The following is a 17,509-nucleotide window of genomic DNA, read 5'->3' on the forward strand; positions in this document are numbered from 1 at the left end:
ACCGACGGCCCGATGCCGCAGACCAAGGAGCACGTGCTCCTGGCCCGCCAGGTCGGCGTTCCGTACATCGTCGTCGCCCTGAACAAGGCCGACGTCGTGGACGACGAGGAGATCCTGGAGCTCGTCGAGCTCGAGGTGCGGGAGCTGCTCAACCAGTACGAGTTCCCGGGTGACGACGCTCCGATCGTGCGTGTCTCGGCGCTGAAGGCGCTCGAGGGCGACGCCGAGTGGGGCGAGAAGATCATCGAGCTGATGAACGCGGTCGACGAGACCATCCCGGAGCCCGAGCGGGACCTCGACAAGCCGTTCCTCATGCCGATCGAGGACGTCTTCACGATCACCGGTCGCGGCACCGTCGTCACCGGCCGTGTCGAGCGGGGTGTGCTGAAGGTCAACGAGACTGTCGACATCGTCGGCATCAAGGAGACCAAGCAGACCACCACGGTCACCGGCGTCGAGATGTTCCGCAAGCTGCTCGACGAGGCCCGCGCCGGCGAGAACGTCGGTCTGCTCCTCCGCGGCATCAAGCGCGAGGACGTGGAGCGCGGCCAGGTCGTCATCAAGCCGGGCACCACGACTCCGCACACCGAGTTCGAGGCGCAGGTCTACATCCTCAGCAAGGACGAGGGTGGCCGCCACACGCCGTTCTTCAACAACTACCGTCCGCAGTTCTACTTCCGCACCACCGACGTGACCGGTGTCGTCACCCTCCCCGAGGGCACCGAGATGGTCATGCCGGGTGACAACACCGAGATGTCGGTGAAGCTCATCCAGCCGGTGGCGATGGAGAACAACCTGCGGTTCTCGATCCGCGAGGGTGGTCGGACCGTCGGCGCCGGCCGCATCACCAAGATCAACAAGTAGTTGTCCGCGGGGTCGCGTGCGGCCCCGGCACCTGACGGTGCTTTGCGGCGCGGCGGTCGGGTCGCATCGATCCGACCGCCGCTCCGCGCGGACCACTACCCGGCAGCCACCCGACCCCCGGCGTAACAGACAGGACTGAAGGTTCCATGGCGGGACAGAAGATCCGCATCCGGCTCAAGGCCTATGACCACGAGGTCATCGACAGCTCGGCGCGGAAGATCGTCGACACCGTGATCCGCACCGGTGCGTCGGTTGCGGGCCCCGTGCCGCTGCCGACCGAGAAGAACATCTACTGCGTGATCCGCTCGCCGCACAAGTACAAGGACTCCCGCGAGCACTTCGAGATGCGGACCCACAAGCGGCTGATCGACATCCTCGACCCGACGCCGAAGACCGTCGACTCGCTCATGCGGCTCGACCTCCCCGCCGGCGTCGACATCGAGATCAAGCTCTAAGAGGCCTATTCAGGCCTGGTAGTAGAACGGATGGCACGGCGCTCACATCGCGAGAAGCGCGGATGGCGCGCCGGACCTGAATAGGTCTCTGACGGACGTAGTGGCGCTCAGGTCGGACTCAGGCCTGACAACGCATTACGACACCACCGAAGGACACGCCCGGCCGGAGCGATCCAGGCCGGGAGAGGATCCGGACCAAAGAGAGTCGGAAAGAAGAGATGGACAGGCAGATCAAGGGGATCCTGGGCGAGAAGCTCGGCATGACCCAGGTCTTCGACGAGAACAACCGGATCGTTCCGGTGACCGTCGTGCAGGCCGGGCCGAATGTCGTGACCCAGGTGCGTACCCCCGAACGTGACGGCTACTCCGCGGTCCAGGTCGCCTTCGGCGGCATCGACCCGCGGAAGGTGAACAAGCCGGAGAGCGGCCACTTCAAGGCCGCCGGCGTCACCCCGCGGCGGCACCTCGTCGAGATCCGCACGACTGACGCGGCCGAGTACGAGGTCGGCCAGGAGGTCTCCGCGGAGATCTTCGAGGCCGGCATCAAGGTCGACGTCGTCGGCACCAGCAAGGGCAAGGGTTACGCGGGTGTCATGAAGCGGCACGGCTTCAAGGGCCTCGGCGCCGGCCACGGTACCCAGCGCAAGCACCGCGCGCCGGGTTCGATCGGCGGCTGCGCGACCCCGGGCCGTGTCTTCAAGGGCCTGCGCATGGCGGGCCGCATGGGTGGCGTTCGTACCACCACGATGAACCTCAGCGTCCACCGCGTCGACGCTGAGAAGGGCCTGATCCTGGTCAAGGGCGCTGTGCCCGGGCCCAAGGGCGGGCTGGTGCTCATCCGCACCGCCGCCAAGACCCAGCTTGGTAAGGGCGGTGTGGCTAAGTGACCACGACGATCGATGTCGTAGACGCGAGCGGCGCGAAGACCGGCACGGCCGACCTGCCCGCCGAGATCTTCGACGTGACGACGAACGTTCCGCTGATCCACCAGGTCGTGGTGGCGCAGCAGGCGGCGGCCCGACAGGGCACGCACAAGACGAAGACCCGCGGTGAGGTGTCCGGCGGTGGGGCCAAGCCCTACAAGCAGAAGGGCACCGGTCGCGCCCGGCAGGGTTCGACCCGCGCGCCGCAGTTCACCGGCGGTGGCGTGGTCCACGGCCCGCAGCCGCGTGACTACTCGCAGCGGACGCCCAAGAAGATGAAGGCCGCTGCCCTCCGGGGCGCGCTCTCCGACCGGGCCCGCGGCGGACGCGTGCACGTGATCTCCTCCCTGGTCGAGGGCGACGCCCCGTCGACGAAGGACGCGGTCAAGGCGCTGGCGAACATCGCCTCCTCGCGGCACGTCCTGGTCGTGGTCTCGCGTGGTGACCGCACCGGCTGGCTGTCGGTCCGGAACATCGCCGAGGTGCACGTCCTGTCGCCCGACCAGCTCAACACGTACGACGTGCTGATCAGCGACGACGTGGTCTTCACCCAGCAGGCCTTCGACGAGTTCGTGGCCGGCCCCATCTCAGGTGGCGCCACTGCCAAGGCCAGCTCCGCGGAGCTGCCCGACCTGACCACCCCCGACATCCCGGGTGAGCCGGTGCCGTCGGTGGCCCCCGCCGAGGGCGAGGGTGCTGTTGACACCGAGGAGACGAAGTGATTTACGACCCGCGGGACATCCTGCTCTCTCCGGTCGTCTCGGAGAAGAGCTACGGCCTGCTGGACGACAACAAGTACACGTTCTACGTGCGTCCGGACGCGAACAAGACTCAGATCAAGATCGCGGTCGAGCAGGTCTTCAACGTCAAGGTCACGGCGGTCAACACGCTGAACCGGCAGGGGAAGCGGAAGCGGACCAAGTTCGGCACCGGTAAGCGGAAGGACACCAAGCGCGCGATCGTGAGCCTCGCGCCGGGTGACCGCATCGAGATCTTCGGGGGGCCGGTCTCCTGACGGGGGTCGGACCATTCTGAGGATCGAGAGCTGAGGGATACAGATGGGCATCCGCAAATACAAGCCGACTACGCCGGGCCGGCGTGGTTCGAGCGTCGCCGACTTCGTCGAGATCACCCGTGACCACCCGGAGAAGTCGCTGGTCCGGCCGCTGCACAGCAAGGGCGGCCGCAACGCGCACGGGCGGGTCACCACTCGCCACCAGGGCGGTGGCCACAAGCGCGCGTACCGGCTGATCGACTTCCGCCGGGCCGACAAGGACGGCGTGCCGGCCAAGGTCGCGCACATCGAGTATGACCCGAACCGCACCGCGCGGATCGCGCTGCTGCACTTCGTCGACGGCGAGAAGCGATACATCGTCGCGCCGAACAAGCTGCGGCAGGGCGACCGGGTCGAAACCGGTCCGGGCGCCGACATCAAGCCGGGCAACAACCTCCCGCTGCGCAACATCCCGGTCGGTACGGTCGTTCACGCGATCGAGCTGAAGCCGGGTGGCGGCGCGAAGATCGCGCGCTCCGCCGGTGCGAGCGTCCAGCTGGTGGCGAAGGACGGGCCGTACGCCCAGCTCCGGATGCCGTCGGGTGAGATCCGGAACGTCGACGCGCGCTGCCGCGCGACCGTCGGCGAGGTCGGCAACGCCGAGCAGTCGAACATCAACTGGGGCAAGGCCGGCCGCATGCGCTGGAAGGGCAAGCGCCCGACCGTCCGTGGTGTGGCGATGAACCCGATCGACCACCCGCACGGTGGTGGTGAGGGCAAGACCTCTGGTGGTCGTCACCCGGTCAACCCCAAGGGCAAGCCCGAGGGGCGCACTCGCCGGGCCAACAAGGCCAGCGACAAGTTCATCGTCCGCCGCCGCAAGACCAACAAGAAGCGCTGAGGTTGTAGGCCATGCCCCGCAGCTTGAAGAAGGGCTACTTCGTCGACGACCACCTCATCAAGAAGGTGGACGCGCAGAACGCCCGGGGAACCAAGAACGTCATCAAGACCTGGTCGCGTCGCTCGACCGTCACGCCGGAGATGATCGGCCACACGCTCGGCGTCCACGACGGACGCAAGCACGTGCCGGTGTTCGTCACCGAGGCGATGGTCGGGCACAAGCTGGGCGAGTTCTCGCCGACCCGCACGTTCAAGGGTCACGAGAAGGACGACCGCAAGAGCCGCCGCCGCTGACGCGGACCCAGGTGCGCACGGTTACCCGAGCGCGGAAAGACGAGAGAGCAGACAGATGGCAGTGATCGACGGCAAGCGCGTGAATCCGCGACGCGTGGCGCTGCTCGGGGACGCCCCGGGTGCATTCGCCGAGGCGCGGTACGTCCGGACGACGGCGATGAAGACCCGGCGTGTGGTCGACCTCATCCGGGGTCTTCCCGCCAAAGAGGCGCTGACCGCGCTCAAGTTCGCCCCGCAGGCCGCCAGCGAGCAGGTCTACCGGGTGGTCGAGAGCGCGATCGCGAACGCCGAGCACAACGAGCGGCTCGACCCCGACTCGCTGCTCGTGACGAAGGCCTTCGTGGATGAGGGCCCGACGATGAAGCGGTTCCGGCCGCGCGCCCAGGGGCGTGCCTACCGGATCCGGAAGCGCACCTGCCACATCACTGTCGTGGTGGAGAGTGTGGCCCCGACGGCGAAGCCGAAGCGGGCGCCGAAGAAGGCGAGCGGCGGCCGCGCGGCAGCCACGAAGGGAAGCGCCGAGTAATGGGTCAGAAGGTCAACCCGCACGGCTTCCGACTCGGCATCACGACCGAGTGGAAGTCACGCTGGTACGCAGACAAGCTGTACAAGGACTACGTCGGTGAAGACGTGGCGATCCGGAAGATGATGTCGCGCGGCATGGAACGCGCCGGCATCTCGCGGGTCGAGATCGAGCGCACCCGCGACCGGGTTCGGGTGGACATCCACACCGCCCGGCCGGGCATCGTCATCGGCCGTCGCGGTGCGGAGGCCGACCGGATCCGTGGTCAGCTCGAGAAGCTCACCAGCAAGCAGGTGCAGCTCAACATCCTCGAGGTGAAGAACCCCGAGGCCGACGCGCAGCTGGTTGCCCAGGGCGTCGCCGAGCAGCTCTCCTCCCGGGTGAGCTTCCGCCGCGCCATGCGTAAGGCCATGCAGTCGGCGATGAAGTCGCCGGGCGTCAAGGGCATCCGGGTGCAGTGCGCCGGCCGCCTGGGTGGTGCCGAGATGTCGCGGTCGGAGTTCTACCGCGAAGGTCGGGTTCCGCTGCACACGCTCCGCGCGAACATCGACTACGGCATCTACGAGGCCCGCACCACGTTCGGCCGCATCGGCGTCAAGGTGTGGATCTACAAGGGCGACGTCGTGCAGAGCCGGGCCGAGCGCGAGGCGGCCGAGGCCGCGCTGCGCCAGCACCGCGGCAACCGTCCCGACCGTCGCCGTGGCGCCGGTGGTGGCGGTGGCGGCCGTGGCCGTGGCGAGCGTCAGGGTGGCGGCGGCCGCGGTGCCGAGCGCACCGAGGCTGACCTGCCGCCGGCGCCGACCACCGCTTCTGGTGAAGAGTCGTCGAACGTGGACCCGAACGCGGTGGCTCCGGCCGCGGCGCCGATCGTCGAGGCGCCCGAGCCCGCCGCCACGCCGGCTGAGAACACCAGTCAGGAGGGCTGACCCATGCTGATTCCGCGCAGGGTCAAGCACCGTAAGCAGCACCACCCGACGCGCCGTGGCGCGGCCAAGGGCGGCACCGCGGTCACCTTCGGCGAGTACGGCATCCAGGCTCTGGAGCCGGCCTACGTGACCAACCGGCAGATCGAGTCGGCGCGTATCGCGATCACCCGTCACATCAAGCGTGGCGGCAAGGTCTGGATCAACATCTACCCGGACCGCCCGCTCACCAAGAAGCCGGCCGAGACCCGGATGGGTTCCGGTAAGGGTTCGCCGGAGTGGTGGGTCGCGAACGTCAAGCCGGGGCGAGTGCTCTTCGAGCTGCAGTACCCGAACGAGCAGATCGCTCGCGAGGCCATGCGCCGCGCGATCCACAAGCTGCCGATGAAGTGCCGGATCGTGAAGCGCGAGGGGAGTGAGGCGGCATGAGCAGCGGCCCGAACGACAAGGCTGCTGAGCTGCGCGAGCTCGACGACGAGCAGCTCGTCACGCGGTTGCGGGAAGCCAAGGAGGAGCTGTTCAACCTCCGCTTCCAGAGCGCGACCGGTCAGCTGGACAACAACCGCCGACTCCAGGTCGTCCGCCGGGACATCGCCCGGATCTACACGATCATGCGGTCGCGTGAGCTCGGCATCGAGCAGGCGCCGAGTGAGGTGACGGCATGACTTCAGCTAGCACAGTGAGGCCCGAGCTCGGGACGATGCCGAGCGTTAGCGAGGCATTGGCATGAGTGAGGACACCGTGAGCGAGCAGGCTGTGGAAGCCCGCAACGACCGTAAGACCCGTGAGGGTTACGTGGTCAGCGACAAGATGGACAAGACCGTGGTTGTCGAGGTCGAAGACCGCGTCAAGCACCGTCTGTACGGCAAGGTCATCCGTCGCACCAACCGGCTGAAGGCGCACGACGAGCAGAACGACTGCGGCGTCGGCGACCGGGTCCGGCTGATGGAGACGCGGCCGCTGTCGGCCACCAAGCGGTGGCGCGTAGTCGAGATCCTCGAGCGCGCGAAGTGAATTCTTTTCGACCGGCGGCCGCTGAGGTCGCCTGACCTCGGAGAAGGTCAGAGGTTGAGAAGAGTTCATAAGCCGCAGTCGGGGGGCCGATTGGCCCCCCGACCCCGGAAGGGCGCATGATTGGCCCTTCCCGGAAACTGAGAACAGTTTCGTTCCGCCAGGCTCTCATTGAGAGAACCGGCGCGACATCTATGGAGTTGACGTGATCCAGCAGGAGTCGCGACTGCGTGTCGCCGACAACACCGGAGCAAAGGAGATCCTGTGCATCAGGGTCCTCGGTGGCTCCGGCCGGCGGTACGCGGGTATCGGCGACATCATCGTGGGCACCGTCAAGGACGCCATCCCCGGCGCGGGCGTGAAGCGCGGTGACGTCGTGAAGGCCGTCGTCGTCCGCACCGTGAAGGAGAAGCGGCGGCCGGACGGCTCCTACATCCGTTTCGACGAGAATGCTGCGGTCCTGATCAAGGACGGTGGCGACCCCCGCGGGACCCGTATCTTCGGCCCGGTCGGGCGTGAGCTGCGGGACAAGCGGTTCATGAAGATCATCTCGCTGGCTCCGGAGGTGCTCTGACCATGGCGAAGCTCAAGGTGAAAAAGGGCGACACGGTCCTGGTCATCGCCGGCAAGGACAAGGGCGCCAAGGGCAAGGTGATCCAGTCGTACCCCGACACCCAGCGGGTGCTCGTCGAGGGCGTCAACCGGATCAAGAAGCACACCAAGGTCTCCACCACGCAGCGCGGCGCGCAGTCGGGCGGGATCGTGACGCAGGAGGCCCCCATCCACGTCAGCAACGTGATGGTGGTCGGCTCGGACAACAAGCCGACCCGGGTGGGGTACCGGACCGAAGAGGTCACCCGCGAGGACGGCTCGATCCAGCGCAAGCGGATCCGGGTCTCGCGGCGGACCGGTGAGGACATCTGATGACGGCCCCGGCCACCGAGAAGATTCAGCCGCGGCAGAAGCTGCGGTACCGCGAGGAGATCGTCCCCGCGCTGCGTGACCAGTTCAAGTACTCGAACGTCATGCAGGTTCCGGGCGTCGTCAAGGTCGTCGTGAACATGGGCGTCGGTGACGCCGCGCGCGACTCGAAGCTGATCGACGGTGCGGTCCGCGACCTCACCGCGATCACCGGCCAGCGCCCGCAGGTGCAGAAGGCCCGGAAGTCCATCGCGCAGTTCAAGCTGCGTGAGGGCCAGCCGATCGGCGCGAAGGTCACCCTCCGGAACGACCGCATGTGGGAGTTCCTGGACCGTCTGCTGTCGGTCGCCCTGCCGCGCATCCGCGACTTCCGCGGGCTGTCCGGCAAGCAGTTCGACGGCCACGGTAACTACACGTTCGGCCTCAACGAGCAGTCGATGTTCCACGAGATCGACGTGGACAAGATCGACCGCCAGCGGGGCATGGACATCACGGTCGTGACCACCGCGACGACGGATGAGGAGGGTCGGGCGCTGCTCAAGCTCCTCGGCTTTCCGTTCAAGGAGAACTGAGCATGGCGAAGAAGGCCCTGATCCAGAAGGCGTCCGGCAAGCAGAAGTTCAAGGTGCGCGCCTACACTCGCTGCCAGCGCTGTGGACGTCCGCGCGCCGTGTACCGGTCGTTCGGTCTGTGCCGCATCTGCGTCCGTGAGATGGCGCACCGCGGTGAGCTTCCCGGAGTCACCAAGTCCTCGTGGTGACTCGCATCAAGCAGATCGCCACCTCGTATGAAGGACCTCTTCACAGGTCCGCTGCTTCGCCGAAGGCCTTCGGGAACCGCGGCGAGAAAGGCATGAACCCATGACGATGACCGACCCGATCGCAGACATGTTGACTCGTCTGCGCAACGCCAACTCGGCGTACCACGACCGGGTGACGATGCCCCACTCGAAGCTCAAGGCGCACGTCGCCGAGATCCTTCAGCAGGAGGGCTACATCGCCGGCTGGACCGTGGCCGACTCCGAGACCGGCGTGGGCAAGGTCCTCACCGTTGACCTGAAGTACGGCCCCAACCGTGAGCGGAGCATCGCCGGCCTCCGGCGCGTGTCGAAGCCCGGTCTGCGGGTGTACGCGAAGTCCAACAGTCTGCCCCGCGTGCTGGGCGGCCTCGGCGTGGCGATCATCTCCACGTCCTCGGGCCTGCTCACCGACCGGCAGGCGACCAAGCGTGGAGTGGGCGGGGAAGTCCTCGCCTACGTCTGGTAGGGGAGAGCATGTCACGCATCGGTAAGCTGCCGATCCCGGTGCCTTCCGGCGTCGACGTCGCTATCGACGGTTCGACGGTCACCGTGAAGGGCCCGAAGGGGACGCTCACCCACCAGGTCGTCGAGCCGATCACGATCGGGCGCGGCGAGGACGGCTCGATCGAGGTCACGCGGCCTAGCGATGAGCGTCGGGCCAAGGAGCGTCACGGGCTGACCCGCACGCTGGTGGCGAACATGATCGCCGGCGTCACCACCGGGTACAGCAAGACCCTGGAGATCCAGGGCACCGGTTACCGCGTCCAGGCCAAGGGTTCTGACCTCGAGTTCGCGCTCGGGTTCAGCCACCCGGTCACCGTCCGGCCGCCGGAGGGGATCTCCTTCCGCGTCGAGAAGCCGACCCAGTTCGTGGTCGAGGGCATCGACAAGCAGCTGGTGGGCGAGGTCGCCGCCAACATCCGCAAGATTCGTCCGCCGGAGCCCTACAAGGGCAAGGGCGTCCGATACCAGGGCGAGAATGTCCGGCGTAAGGCCGGAAAGGCAGGTAAGTGATGGCTGCGTCTCTGCTTCAGCGCAAGTCCGGGGCCGGCGTCTCCGCCGTCCGCCGGGTGGGCAAGGCGCGTCGCCACTTCCGCCTGCGGAAGAAGGTCGTCGGCACCGAGACCCGTCCGCGGCTCGTCGTGACCCGCTCCACCCGGCACATCTACGCCCAGGTCATCGACGACACGGCCGGCCGCACGGTCGCCTCTGCGTCGACCCTGGACGCGTCGATCCGCGGTGGCGACGGCGACAAGTCGGCTCTGGCCCGCAAGGTCGGCGCGCTGGTCGCCGAGCGTGCGAAGGCTGCGGGCGTCGACGCGGTCGTCTTCGACCGTGGCGGCAACAAGTACCACGGGCGGATCGCGGCTCTGGCCGACGCTGCTCGCGAAGGTGGGCTGGAGTTCTGATGATCGCCAGCACTGAGAGCACAGCAATCAGCTACGAGGGGAACGTCTGATGCCTGGTCAGCAGCGCCGAGGCGGTGGAGGCGGCGAGCGCCGGGACCGCCGCGACGGCGGGCGGGGCGGAGCGGCCCCGGAGAAGTCGCCTCACATCGAGCGCGTCGTCGCCATCAACCGTGTGGCGAAGGTCGTCAAGGGTGGTCGTCGCTTCAGCTTCACCGCGCTGGTCGTGGTGGGCGACGGCGACGGCACCGTCGGTGTCGGCTACGGCAAGGCGAAGGAGGTGCCGGCCGCCATCGCCAAGGGCGTTGAGGAGGCCAAGAAGCACTTCTTCAAGGTGCCGCGGATCGGCTCGACCATCGCTCACCCGGTGCAGGGTGAGGAAGCGGCCGGCGTCGTCCTGCTGAAGCCCGCCAGCCCCGGTACCGGTGTCATCGCCGGTGGCCCGGTGCGCGCGGTGCTGGAGTGCGCCGGTATCCACGACATCCTGAGCAAGAGCCTCGGTTCGTCCAACGCGATCAACATCGTGCACGCCACGATCGCGGCGCTGAAGATGATCGAGCGTCCCGAGGCGATCGCGGCCCGCCGCGGCCTGCCCCTCGAGGACGTCGCGCCGCGCGCGCTGCTCCGTGCTCGGGCCGGAGGAGAGTGACATGGCACGCCTCAAGGTCACCCAGATCCGGTCGGTGATCGGCACCAAGCAGAACCAGCGCCACACGCTGCGTTCGCTCGGGCTCAAGCGGATCAACGACGTCGTCGTGAAGGAAGACCGTCCCGAGATGCGCGGCATGGTGCACACCGTGCGGCACCTCGTGTCGGTCGAGGAGGTCGAGTAACGCCATGGCCCTCAAGGTCCATCACCTGAAGCCGGCCCCTGGCGCCCACACCCCCAAGACCCGCGTGGGTCGGGGCGAGGGCTCCAAGGGTAAGACGGCTGGCCGCGGTACCAAGGGAACCAAGGCCCGTTACCAGGTTCCGGCTCGCTTCGAGGGTGGGCAGATGCCCATCCACATGCGACTGCCGAAGCTCAAGGGCTTCAAGAACCGGTTCCGGGTCGAGTACCAGGTCGTGAACTTGGACCGGCTCGCGGAGCTGTTCCCCGACGGCGGCGAGATCGGCCCGGAGGAGCTCGCGCTCTCCGGTGCGGTCCGCCCGGGGCGCCTCGTCAAGATCCTCGGTGACGGGGATCTGGGCGGCGTGAAGCTCACCGCGTCCGCGCACAAGTTCTCGGCCACCGCCAAGGAGAAGATCCTGGCGGCCGGCGGCTCGGTCAACGAGCTCGGCCAGTAAGAAACGCAGCAACCGGTCGTCCGGCCCGGGCGGAACTCGCCCGGGCCGGACGCCGTTGGTCTCTGTGGCCGCTCATGGTCCGCTGCTGGCGGACTGCGCTCACGCCTCGCCCGGACTGAACCGGTATGGGGACTTCGGCGTGGGCCATCGGAGACCGGCCGACTGTTAGAGTCGCACCACAGGCCCGCGCCTGACGGCGGAGCGGGCTGCCCCGACCACACTGGGCCGCGGTTGACCCCCTCGGGTCACCGGCCTGACCGATCAGCGGGCCACGACGATGGGTCCGTGCGCAGGAGGACTTGTGCTCGCCGCCTTCGGTAGGGCGTTTCGTACGCCCGACCTGCGCAAGAAGATTTTCTTCACGCTGTTCATCATTGCGATCTATCGAGTGGGCGCCACGCTGCCGTCACCAGGCGTGTCGGTCACCAACATCAATCAGTGCATCGACCAGCTCCGCACCGACGGCGGCAGTGAGGTCTTGACGCTGCTGAACCTGTTCAGCGGAGGCGCGCTCCTCCAGCTGTCGGTGTTCGCGCTCGGGATCATGCCCTACATCACCGCCAGCATCATCCTGCAGCTACTCGTCGTGGTCATTCCACGGCTGGAGCAGCTGCGTAAGGAAGGCCAGGCGGGCCAGGCCAAGATCACGCAGTACACGCGTTATCTGACGATCGGCCTGGCGGTGCTGCAGTCGACCGGCTACATCGCGCTCGCCCGGAGCGGCAACCTGTTCCAGGGCTGCAACCTCTCGATCATCCCGAGCAACACCGCCCAGCCGCAGTGGCTCACGCTCACCACGCTGGTGCTGACCATGACCGCCGGTACGGCCGTCGTCATGTGGCTCGGCGAGCTGATCACCGACCGGGGCGTCGGCAACGGCATGTCGGTTCTGATCTTCACCTCGATCGCCGCGCGGATGCCCTACGAGGGCAACAACATCCTCGAGACCAAGGGTGGCCTGGTCTTCGGAATCGTGCTCGTGATCGTGCTCGTGGTCATCGGCCTGGTGGTCTTCATCGAGCAGGCGCAGCGGCGAATCCCGGTCCAGTACGCGAAGCGGATGATCGGCCGGCGGATGTACGGCGGGACGTCGACCTACATCCCGCTGAAGGTCAACCAGGCGGGTGTCATTCCGGTGATCTTCGCCTCATCGCTGCTCTACTTGCCGCAGCTGTTCAGTCAGCTGGGTGACCCGGAGAACCCCGGTTCGGTCCAGCGATTCGTGGACAAGTGGATCACTCCCGCCGATTCCTGGGTCCACATCCTCATGTATTTCGCCCTGATCGTCTTCTTCACGTACTTCTACGTGGCGATCACGTTCAACCCGACTGAGGTCGCGGACAACATGCGGAAGTTCGGTGGCTTCGTGCCGGGCATCCGGCCCGGTCGGCCCACGGCGGAGTACCTCGGCTACATTCTCAGCAGGATCACCCTGCCGGGGTCGCTCTACCTGGGTATCATCGCGGTTCTTCCGAACTTGTTCATCTCACTCCTGGATGACAGCGGCAACAACACGCAGAACTTCCCCTTCGGGGGTACGGCGGTACTGATCATCGTCGGCGTCGGTCTCGAGACCGTTAAACAGATCGAGAGCCAGCTCATGCAGCGCAACTACGAAGGTTTCCTCCGCTAGTGCGGCTGGTACTGGTCGGCCCCCCGGGTGCGGGCAAGGGGACTCAGGCCGAGTTCATCGCAGCTCATCTCGCTGCGCCCAAGATCTCCACCGGTGACCTCTTTCGCTACAACGTGGGTCAGGGGACGCCGCTGGGCGTCGAGGCGAAGAAGTACATGGACTCCGGTCAGCTCGTGCCCGACGAGATCACCATCAACATGGTGCGGCAGCGGCTCGCCGAGCCGGACGCGGTGGACGGGTTCCTGCTCGACGGGTTCCCGCGCAACGTCCCGCAGGCCGAGGTGCTGGACGACATGCTCAAGGAGTTGGGCGTCAAGATCGACGTCGTACTCGAACTCGTGGTCGAGGACGACGAGGTGATCCGGCGACTCTCCGGGCGACGGACCTGCCGGGGCTGCGGCAAGATCTGGCACGTCGAGTTCGACCCGACGACGGTCCCCGGCGTCTGTGACCGCTGCGACGGCCAGCTGTTCCAGCGGGACGACGACAAGCCGGAGACGATCGCTAAGCGCCTCGAGGTCTATCACGAGCAGACGGAGCCGCTCGTCGACTTCTACAGCGCTCAGGGCAAGCTGGTGGGGATCGACGCCACCGGGCCGGTCGAGGACATCACCGACCGCGCCATCGACGCGCTCGCCCCGTTCGAGTAGACGCGTTTCCCGCGACGGCGGGCCAGGCTGCGGCCTGGCCCGGCGTCGCGTATCCGGGCTCTGGCCGGGTCCGACGCGGACTTGCGCCATATCCGCTCCCAGGGCCGCCCTGGAGGCGGATTCGGCGTCAATCCGCGGGGTGCGGGTGGGCGCCGTCCGGGAAGCGCACCGTCGCGCGGCGGGTGCGCGCGGCGGCCGTCGCGGGGCCGGGTAGGGCGCGAACGGATGCCGAGCTAGGGTCGAGGACGTGTTCAGGACGCAGGAAATCCAGCTCAAGACGCCCGCCGAGATCCGGTTGATGCGCGAGGCCGGCCTCGTGGTCGGGAAGACCCTCGAGCGGTTGCGCGCCGCGGTGGCGCCCGGCGTCTCGACGGCCGACCTCGACGCGATCGCCGAGGACTCGATCCGCTCGCTGGGCGGGATCCCGTCGTTCAAGGGTTACCACGGCTTCCCGGCCTCGATCTGCGCGTCGGTGAACGACCAGGTCGTGCACGGCATCCCGCGCAAGAGCCAGGTGCTGGAGGACGGCGACCTGATCTCGATCGACTGCGGCGCGATCGTCGACGGCTGGCACGGTGACTCGGCGATCACCGTCGGGGTGGGCAGGGTCGACCCGGCGTACCTGAAGATGGCGCAGGTGTGCGAGGACGCGATGTGGGCCGGGTTCGCGGCCGCGAAGGTCGGTGGCCGGCTGACCGACATCAGCCACGCGGTGGAGACCGCGGTCCGCGCAGGCGGCAAGTACGGCATCGTCAAGCACTACGGTGGCCACGGCATCGGCACCGAGATGCACCAGGACCCGCACGTGCTGAACTACGGCAAGCCCGGACGCGGTCCGAAGCTCCGCGTCGGGATGGCGCTGGCGATCGAACCGATGATCACGATGGCCGACCCGGACACGGTCGAGCTGGAGGACCAGTGGACGGTGGTCACCGTCGACGGCTCCCGGGCCGCGCACACCGAGCACACGTTCGTGTTGACCGAGGACGGCCCGTGGGTGCTGACCGCGCTGGACGGGGGCGTCTCCCGCCTCGGTGACGCGGTGACCCGCCAGCAGTCCCGCGAAGAGAACGAGATCCCTCGCATCGGGTAGCAAGTCCGAGCGACACTGGTGGTATGTCCCCCTCATTACCCGGCGTTCCCGAGGGACGGCCGCCCGCTGTCCGGGTCGGGGACGCCGAGCGCCAGGCCGTCGTCGGCCGGCTCAAGGCCGCTCTCGACGAGGGACGGCTCGACCTCCACGAGTTCGACGAGCGCGCCGCAGCGGCGTACGCGGCGAAGACCGATACGGACCTCGCGCCGCTCGTCGCCGACCTGCCGGCGCAGCCGTCGACCGCGGCCGACAGACCGACCACCACCCCTCGGCCCAAGCGGCTCACCGGCGGTGAGACCAGCTGGCTCCGGCTCGCCATCATCCTGACCGGCATCTGGCTGATCACCAACGTCGCCCGCGGCGAGGCGACGTTCTACTGGCCCGTTTTCCCGATCGGTATCTGGGGCGTGGTGCTCCTCGCCAACCGCCTGACCGGGCGGCGTGACTAGGCCGTGTCCTGCGGCCGGCTGGGCCGGTTTGGCGCCTTCGGCAAGGACAACGTAGACTTCGTTGCTGGCGCGTTGCGTCTGTTCTCCCCGCGTGTCCGCGCGGCCTCTTCGGAGGCGTTAGGGCGGGTGGGTGAGGCGCGGCTGAAGACCCGACGTGCTGTCACTGCGTATTACCGCCGGTGCCTACGGGCCCGGAACGACGTCACGATTGCGGAGGACATGCCCAAGAAAGACGGGGCCATCGAAATCGAAGGCCGAGTCGTCGAAGCGCTGCCGAACGCGATGTTTCGCGTGGAGCTGCAGAACGGCCACCTCGTCCTTGCCCACATCTCCGGCAAGATGCGGCAGCACTACATCCGCATCCTGCCCGAAGACCGGGTGGTGGTAGAGCTCTCGCCCTACGACCTGTCCCGCGGGCGCATCGTCTACCGCTACAAGTAACGAGCAGCAGCGCGCTGGTCCTCACGGCTGGCGAGCGTTTTCAAGGAGATGGCGACAGCCGTGAAGGTCAACCCGAGCGTCAAGCCGATCTGTGACAAGTGCAAGGTGATTCGCCGGCACGGGCGGGTCATGGTGATCTGCGAAAACCTGCGCCACAAGCAGCGGCAGGGCTGATCGTCGCCGCCCTTTCCTCAGGGCGGCGTAACGACCCTGCACGAGCGCAGCAGCAGAACCTCAATCGCGTCTAGAAACATGAGCGCAAGCTGATGTTCCACCCCCGGTCGGAGGCCGGGGCCCGCCTGGGCAGGCGGGGTTCATAGACGCTGCAGACCTCCGCAAACGAAGGAGTACGCCCACCCATGGCACGTCTCGTCGGCGTCGACCTCCCCCGCGAAAAGCGGCTGGAAATCGCGCTCACGTACATCTTCGGTATCGGCCGGACCCGTTCTCTGGAGACGATCGCGGCGACCGGGCTCAACCCGGACACCCGCGTTCGTGACCTCACGGACGAAGACCTGGTTCGACTCCGTGACTTCATCGAGTCCCAGTACAGGGTCGAGGGCGACCTGCGCCGCGAGGTCGCCGCCGATATCCGGCGCAAGATCGAGATCGGTTGCTACCAGGGCATCCGGCACCGCCGCGGCCTTCCTGTGCGCGGTCAGCGCACGCACACCAACGCGCGTACCCGTAAGGGCCCGCGCAAGACCGTGGCCGGCAAGAAGAAGCCGGGCAAGAAGTAGTCGCCCGCGGGGCGGCGTGAGTTCTGCCGCCGTCCGCTTCGGCCGATAGCCAGCTACCGCATTCTCGAGGAGATATTCCGCAATGCCACCGAAGAGCCGTGGCGCCGGGGTCAAGAAGGTCCGGCGCAAGGAAAAGAAGAATGTCGCGCACGGCCACGCGCACATCAAGAGCACGTTCAACAACACGATCGTGTCGATCACGGACCCCCAGGGCAACGTGATCAGCTGGGCTTCCGCCGGCCACGTGGGCTTCAAGGGCTCCCGTAAGTCGACGCCGTTCGCTGCCCAGATGGCTGCCGAGAATGCTGCCCGCAAGGCGCAGGAGCACGGCATGCGCAAGGTCGACGTCTTCGTGAAGGGCCCGGGCTCCGGTCGCGAGACCGCCATCCGGTCGCTGCAGGCCACGGGTCTCGAGGTGGGGTCGATCTCCGACGTCACCCCGATGCCGCACAACGGCTGCCGCCCGCCCAAGCGCCGCCGCGTCTGATCAGCACCCACGTACGAGGAGACTGAGGAGAAATGGCCCGTTACACCGGTGCTGACTGCCGCCGTTGCCGGCGCGAGAAGATGAAGCTGTTCCTCAAGGGCAGCAAGTGTGAGTCGCCGAAGTGCCCGATCGAGGTTCGTCCCTACCCGCCCGGCCAGCACGGCCGCGGTCGGACCAAGGACAGCGAGTACCTGCTCCAGCTGCGTGAGAAGCAGAAGGCCAAGCGCATCTACGGCGTTCTGGAGAAGCAGTTCGGCGGCTACTACGTCGAGGCGAACCGCAAGCAGGGCAAGACCGGCGACATCCTGCTCCAGATCCTGGAGTCCCGCGTGGACAACGTCGTTTACCGGGCTGGCTTCGCCAAGTCCCGTGACATGGCGCGCCAGGTCGTCCGCCACGGCCACGTGCTGGTCAACGGCGTCAAGGTCGACATCCCGTCCTACCGCGTCAGCGAGAACGACATCGTCGAGATCCGGGAGAAGTCCCGCGAGCTCACGCCGTTCGTCGTCGCGCGCGCCGAGGCCGGCTCTCGCGGGATCCCCGCCTGGCTCGAGGTTCTCTCCAGCCAGATGCGGATCCTGGTCCACGCTCTCCCGGCCCGGCAGGTCATCGACACGCCGGTCCAGGAACAGCTGATCGTCGAGCTCTACTCGAAGTGATCGGTGGGGCGGTGCCTTCGGCACCGCCCCGTACGATTGATATGCAGTGCCTCCGCG

General features: G+C 67.4%; 31 protein-coding genes. All 31 read left to right on the forward strand.

The window, feature by feature from the left end; translation table 11 throughout:
* Nucleotides 1-864: elongation factor Tu (locus ABEB28_RS32325; protein ID WP_345732056.1), on the forward strand; the 864-nt coding region annotated here is incomplete at its 5' end.
* A gap of 146 nt (nucleotides 865-1,010) precedes the next feature.
* The gene (gene rpsJ / locus ABEB28_RS32330; RefSeq protein WP_035857828.1) at nucleotides 1,011-1,319 is read left to right on the forward strand and encodes a 30S ribosomal protein S10; all 309 of its coding nucleotides are present in this window, start codon (nucleotides 1,011-1,013) and stop codon (nucleotides 1,317-1,319) included.
* A 218-nt stretch (nucleotides 1,320-1,537) separates the two neighbouring features.
* Nucleotides 1,538-2,206, forward strand: coding sequence for a 50S ribosomal protein L3 (rplC, locus tag ABEB28_RS32335; protein WP_345732057.1), 669 nt, complete (start codon nucleotides 1,538-1,540; stop codon nucleotides 2,204-2,206).
* Nucleotides 2,203-2,964, forward strand: coding sequence for a 50S ribosomal protein L4 (rplD, locus tag ABEB28_RS32340; protein WP_345732058.1), 762 nt, complete (start codon nucleotides 2,203-2,205; stop codon nucleotides 2,962-2,964). Before rplC ends, rplD begins: the two co-directional genes overlap by 4 nt.
* Entirely contained in the window at nucleotides 2,961-3,257 is a 297-nt protein-coding gene (gene rplW, locus ABEB28_RS32345; RefSeq protein ID WP_345732059.1) for a 50S ribosomal protein L23, read from the forward strand. The genes rplD and rplW overlap by 4 nt, the downstream gene beginning before the upstream one ends.
* Nucleotides 3,258-3,300: 43 nt before the next feature.
* Nucleotides 3,301-4,137 (forward strand): 50S ribosomal protein L2, encoded by an 837-nt coding sequence (rplB, locus tag ABEB28_RS32350; RefSeq protein WP_073259061.1) that lies wholly within the window; start codon nucleotides 3,301-3,303, stop codon nucleotides 4,135-4,137.
* Nucleotides 4,138-4,148: 11 nt separating this feature from the next.
* On the forward strand, nucleotides 4,149-4,430 hold the full coding sequence (gene rpsS, locus ABEB28_RS32355; RefSeq protein ID WP_035857823.1) for a 30S ribosomal protein S19: 282 nt from the start codon (nucleotides 4,149-4,151) through the stop codon (nucleotides 4,428-4,430).
* Nucleotides 4,431-4,485: 55 nt separating this feature from the next.
* Nucleotides 4,486-4,956 carry a 50S ribosomal protein L22 gene (gene rplV / locus ABEB28_RS32360; RefSeq protein ID WP_376980363.1) on the forward strand — a complete coding sequence of 157 codons (471 nt, stop codon included), beginning with the start codon at nucleotides 4,486-4,488 and terminating at the stop codon, nucleotides 4,954-4,956.
* Nucleotides 4,956-5,879 (forward strand): 30S ribosomal protein S3, encoded by a 924-nt coding sequence (gene rpsC, locus ABEB28_RS32365; protein ID WP_345732060.1) that lies wholly within the window; start codon nucleotides 4,956-4,958, stop codon nucleotides 5,877-5,879. Before rplV ends, rpsC begins: the two co-directional genes overlap by 1 nt.
* A gap of 3 nt (nucleotides 5,880-5,882) precedes the next feature.
* Nucleotides 5,883-6,305: a 50S ribosomal protein L16 gene (gene rplP / locus ABEB28_RS32370; RefSeq protein WP_345732061.1), complete on the forward strand. Its 423-nt coding sequence runs from the start codon at nucleotides 5,883-5,885 to the stop codon at nucleotides 6,303-6,305.
* On the forward strand, nucleotides 6,302-6,541 hold the full coding sequence (gene rpmC, locus ABEB28_RS32375) for a 50S ribosomal protein L29 (RefSeq protein ID WP_073259056.1): 240 nt from the start codon (nucleotides 6,302-6,304) through the stop codon (nucleotides 6,539-6,541). Before rplP ends, rpmC begins: the two co-directional genes overlap by 4 nt.
* Before the next feature lie 61 nt (nucleotides 6,542-6,602).
* Nucleotides 6,603-6,890 carry a 30S ribosomal protein S17 gene (gene rpsQ, locus ABEB28_RS32380; RefSeq protein WP_345732062.1) on the forward strand — a complete coding sequence of 96 codons (288 nt, stop codon included), beginning with the start codon at nucleotides 6,603-6,605 and terminating at the stop codon, nucleotides 6,888-6,890.
* A gap of 202 nt (nucleotides 6,891-7,092) precedes the next feature.
* Complete coding sequence (gene rplN / locus ABEB28_RS32385; RefSeq protein WP_035857817.1) at nucleotides 7,093-7,461, forward strand: 50S ribosomal protein L14; 369 nt, start codon at nucleotides 7,093-7,095, stop codon at nucleotides 7,459-7,461.
* Between the two features lie 2 nt (nucleotides 7,462-7,463).
* The gene (gene rplX / locus ABEB28_RS32390) at nucleotides 7,464-7,811 is read left to right on the forward strand and encodes a 50S ribosomal protein L24 (RefSeq protein WP_345732063.1); all 348 of its coding nucleotides are present in this window, start codon (nucleotides 7,464-7,466) and stop codon (nucleotides 7,809-7,811) included.
* Nucleotides 7,811-8,380 (forward strand): 50S ribosomal protein L5, encoded by a 570-nt coding sequence (gene rplE / locus ABEB28_RS32395; protein WP_345732064.1) that lies wholly within the window; start codon nucleotides 7,811-7,813, stop codon nucleotides 8,378-8,380. Before rplX ends, rplE begins: the two co-directional genes overlap by 1 nt.
* A 2-nt stretch (nucleotides 8,381-8,382) precedes the next feature.
* The gene (locus tag ABEB28_RS32400; RefSeq protein ID WP_073259052.1) at nucleotides 8,383-8,568 is read left to right on the forward strand and encodes a type Z 30S ribosomal protein S14; all 186 of its coding nucleotides are present in this window, start codon (nucleotides 8,383-8,385) and stop codon (nucleotides 8,566-8,568) included.
* A gap of 100 nt (nucleotides 8,569-8,668) precedes the next feature.
* Entirely contained in the window at nucleotides 8,669-9,073 is a 405-nt protein-coding gene (gene rpsH, locus ABEB28_RS32405) for a 30S ribosomal protein S8 (protein ID WP_073259051.1), read from the forward strand.
* Between the two features lie 8 nt (nucleotides 9,074-9,081).
* Nucleotides 9,082-9,621, forward strand: coding sequence for a 50S ribosomal protein L6 (gene rplF, locus ABEB28_RS32410; RefSeq protein WP_345732065.1), 540 nt, complete (start codon nucleotides 9,082-9,084; stop codon nucleotides 9,619-9,621).
* A complete protein-coding gene (gene rplR / locus ABEB28_RS32415; protein ID WP_345732066.1) occupies nucleotides 9,621-10,016 on the forward strand; it encodes a 50S ribosomal protein L18 in 396 nt (131 codons plus the stop codon). The genes rplF and rplR overlap by 1 nt, the downstream gene beginning before the upstream one ends.
* 49 nt (nucleotides 10,017-10,065) lie before the next feature.
* Nucleotides 10,066-10,662, forward strand: a complete 597-nt coding sequence (gene rpsE / locus ABEB28_RS32420; protein WP_345732067.1) for a 30S ribosomal protein S5 — start codon at nucleotides 10,066-10,068, stop codon at nucleotides 10,660-10,662.
* A 1-nt stretch (nucleotide 10,663) separates the two neighbouring features.
* A complete protein-coding gene (rpmD, locus tag ABEB28_RS32425; RefSeq protein WP_345732068.1) occupies nucleotides 10,664-10,846 on the forward strand; it encodes a 50S ribosomal protein L30 in 183 nt (60 codons plus the stop codon).
* A 4-nt stretch (nucleotides 10,847-10,850) separates the two neighbouring features.
* Complete coding sequence (rplO, locus tag ABEB28_RS32430) at nucleotides 10,851-11,300, forward strand: 50S ribosomal protein L15 (RefSeq protein WP_345732069.1); 450 nt, start codon at nucleotides 10,851-10,853, stop codon at nucleotides 11,298-11,300.
* 301 nt (nucleotides 11,301-11,601) lie between these two features.
* Nucleotides 11,602-12,933 (forward strand): preprotein translocase subunit SecY, encoded by a 1,332-nt coding sequence (secY, locus tag ABEB28_RS32435; protein ID WP_345732070.1) that lies wholly within the window; start codon nucleotides 11,602-11,604, stop codon nucleotides 12,931-12,933.
* Nucleotides 12,933-13,583: an adenylate kinase gene (locus ABEB28_RS32440; RefSeq protein WP_345732071.1), complete on the forward strand. Its 651-nt coding sequence runs from the start codon at nucleotides 12,933-12,935 to the stop codon at nucleotides 13,581-13,583. The genes secY and ABEB28_RS32440 overlap by 1 nt, the downstream gene beginning before the upstream one ends.
* 247 nt (nucleotides 13,584-13,830) lie before the next feature.
* Nucleotides 13,831-14,676 carry a type I methionyl aminopeptidase gene (gene map, locus ABEB28_RS32445; RefSeq protein WP_345732072.1) on the forward strand — a complete coding sequence of 282 codons (846 nt, stop codon included), beginning with the start codon at nucleotides 13,831-13,833 and terminating at the stop codon, nucleotides 14,674-14,676.
* A 23-nt stretch (nucleotides 14,677-14,699) separates the two neighbouring features.
* On the forward strand, nucleotides 14,700-15,125 hold the full coding sequence (locus ABEB28_RS32450; RefSeq protein ID WP_345732073.1) for a DUF1707 SHOCT-like domain-containing protein: 426 nt from the start codon (nucleotides 14,700-14,702) through the stop codon (nucleotides 15,123-15,125).
* A gap of 219 nt (nucleotides 15,126-15,344) precedes the next feature.
* Nucleotides 15,345-15,566, forward strand: coding sequence for a translation initiation factor IF-1 (infA, locus tag ABEB28_RS32455; RefSeq protein ID WP_035857803.1), 222 nt, complete (start codon nucleotides 15,345-15,347; stop codon nucleotides 15,564-15,566).
* 60 nt (nucleotides 15,567-15,626) lie between these two features.
* Nucleotides 15,627-15,740: a 50S ribosomal protein L36 gene (gene rpmJ, locus ABEB28_RS32460; protein WP_035857802.1), complete on the forward strand. Its 114-nt coding sequence runs from the start codon at nucleotides 15,627-15,629 to the stop codon at nucleotides 15,738-15,740.
* 185 nt (nucleotides 15,741-15,925) lie between these two features.
* Nucleotides 15,926-16,306: a 30S ribosomal protein S13 gene (gene rpsM, locus ABEB28_RS32465; RefSeq protein ID WP_345732074.1), complete on the forward strand. Its 381-nt coding sequence runs from the start codon at nucleotides 15,926-15,928 to the stop codon at nucleotides 16,304-16,306.
* 82 nt (nucleotides 16,307-16,388) lie between these two features.
* Nucleotides 16,389-16,793 carry a 30S ribosomal protein S11 gene (gene rpsK / locus ABEB28_RS32470; RefSeq protein ID WP_035857800.1) on the forward strand — a complete coding sequence of 135 codons (405 nt, stop codon included), beginning with the start codon at nucleotides 16,389-16,391 and terminating at the stop codon, nucleotides 16,791-16,793.
* Between the two features lie 32 nt (nucleotides 16,794-16,825).
* A complete protein-coding gene (gene rpsD / locus ABEB28_RS32475) occupies nucleotides 16,826-17,452 on the forward strand; it encodes a 30S ribosomal protein S4 (protein ID WP_345732075.1) in 627 nt (208 codons plus the stop codon).
* The last annotated feature ends 57 nt before the right edge of the window (nucleotides 17,453-17,509 follow it).

This window comes from Cryptosporangium minutisporangium, from assembly GCF_039536245.1.
Taxonomy (GTDB): Bacteria; Actinomycetota; Actinomycetes; order Mycobacteriales; family Cryptosporangiaceae; genus Cryptosporangium; species Cryptosporangium minutisporangium.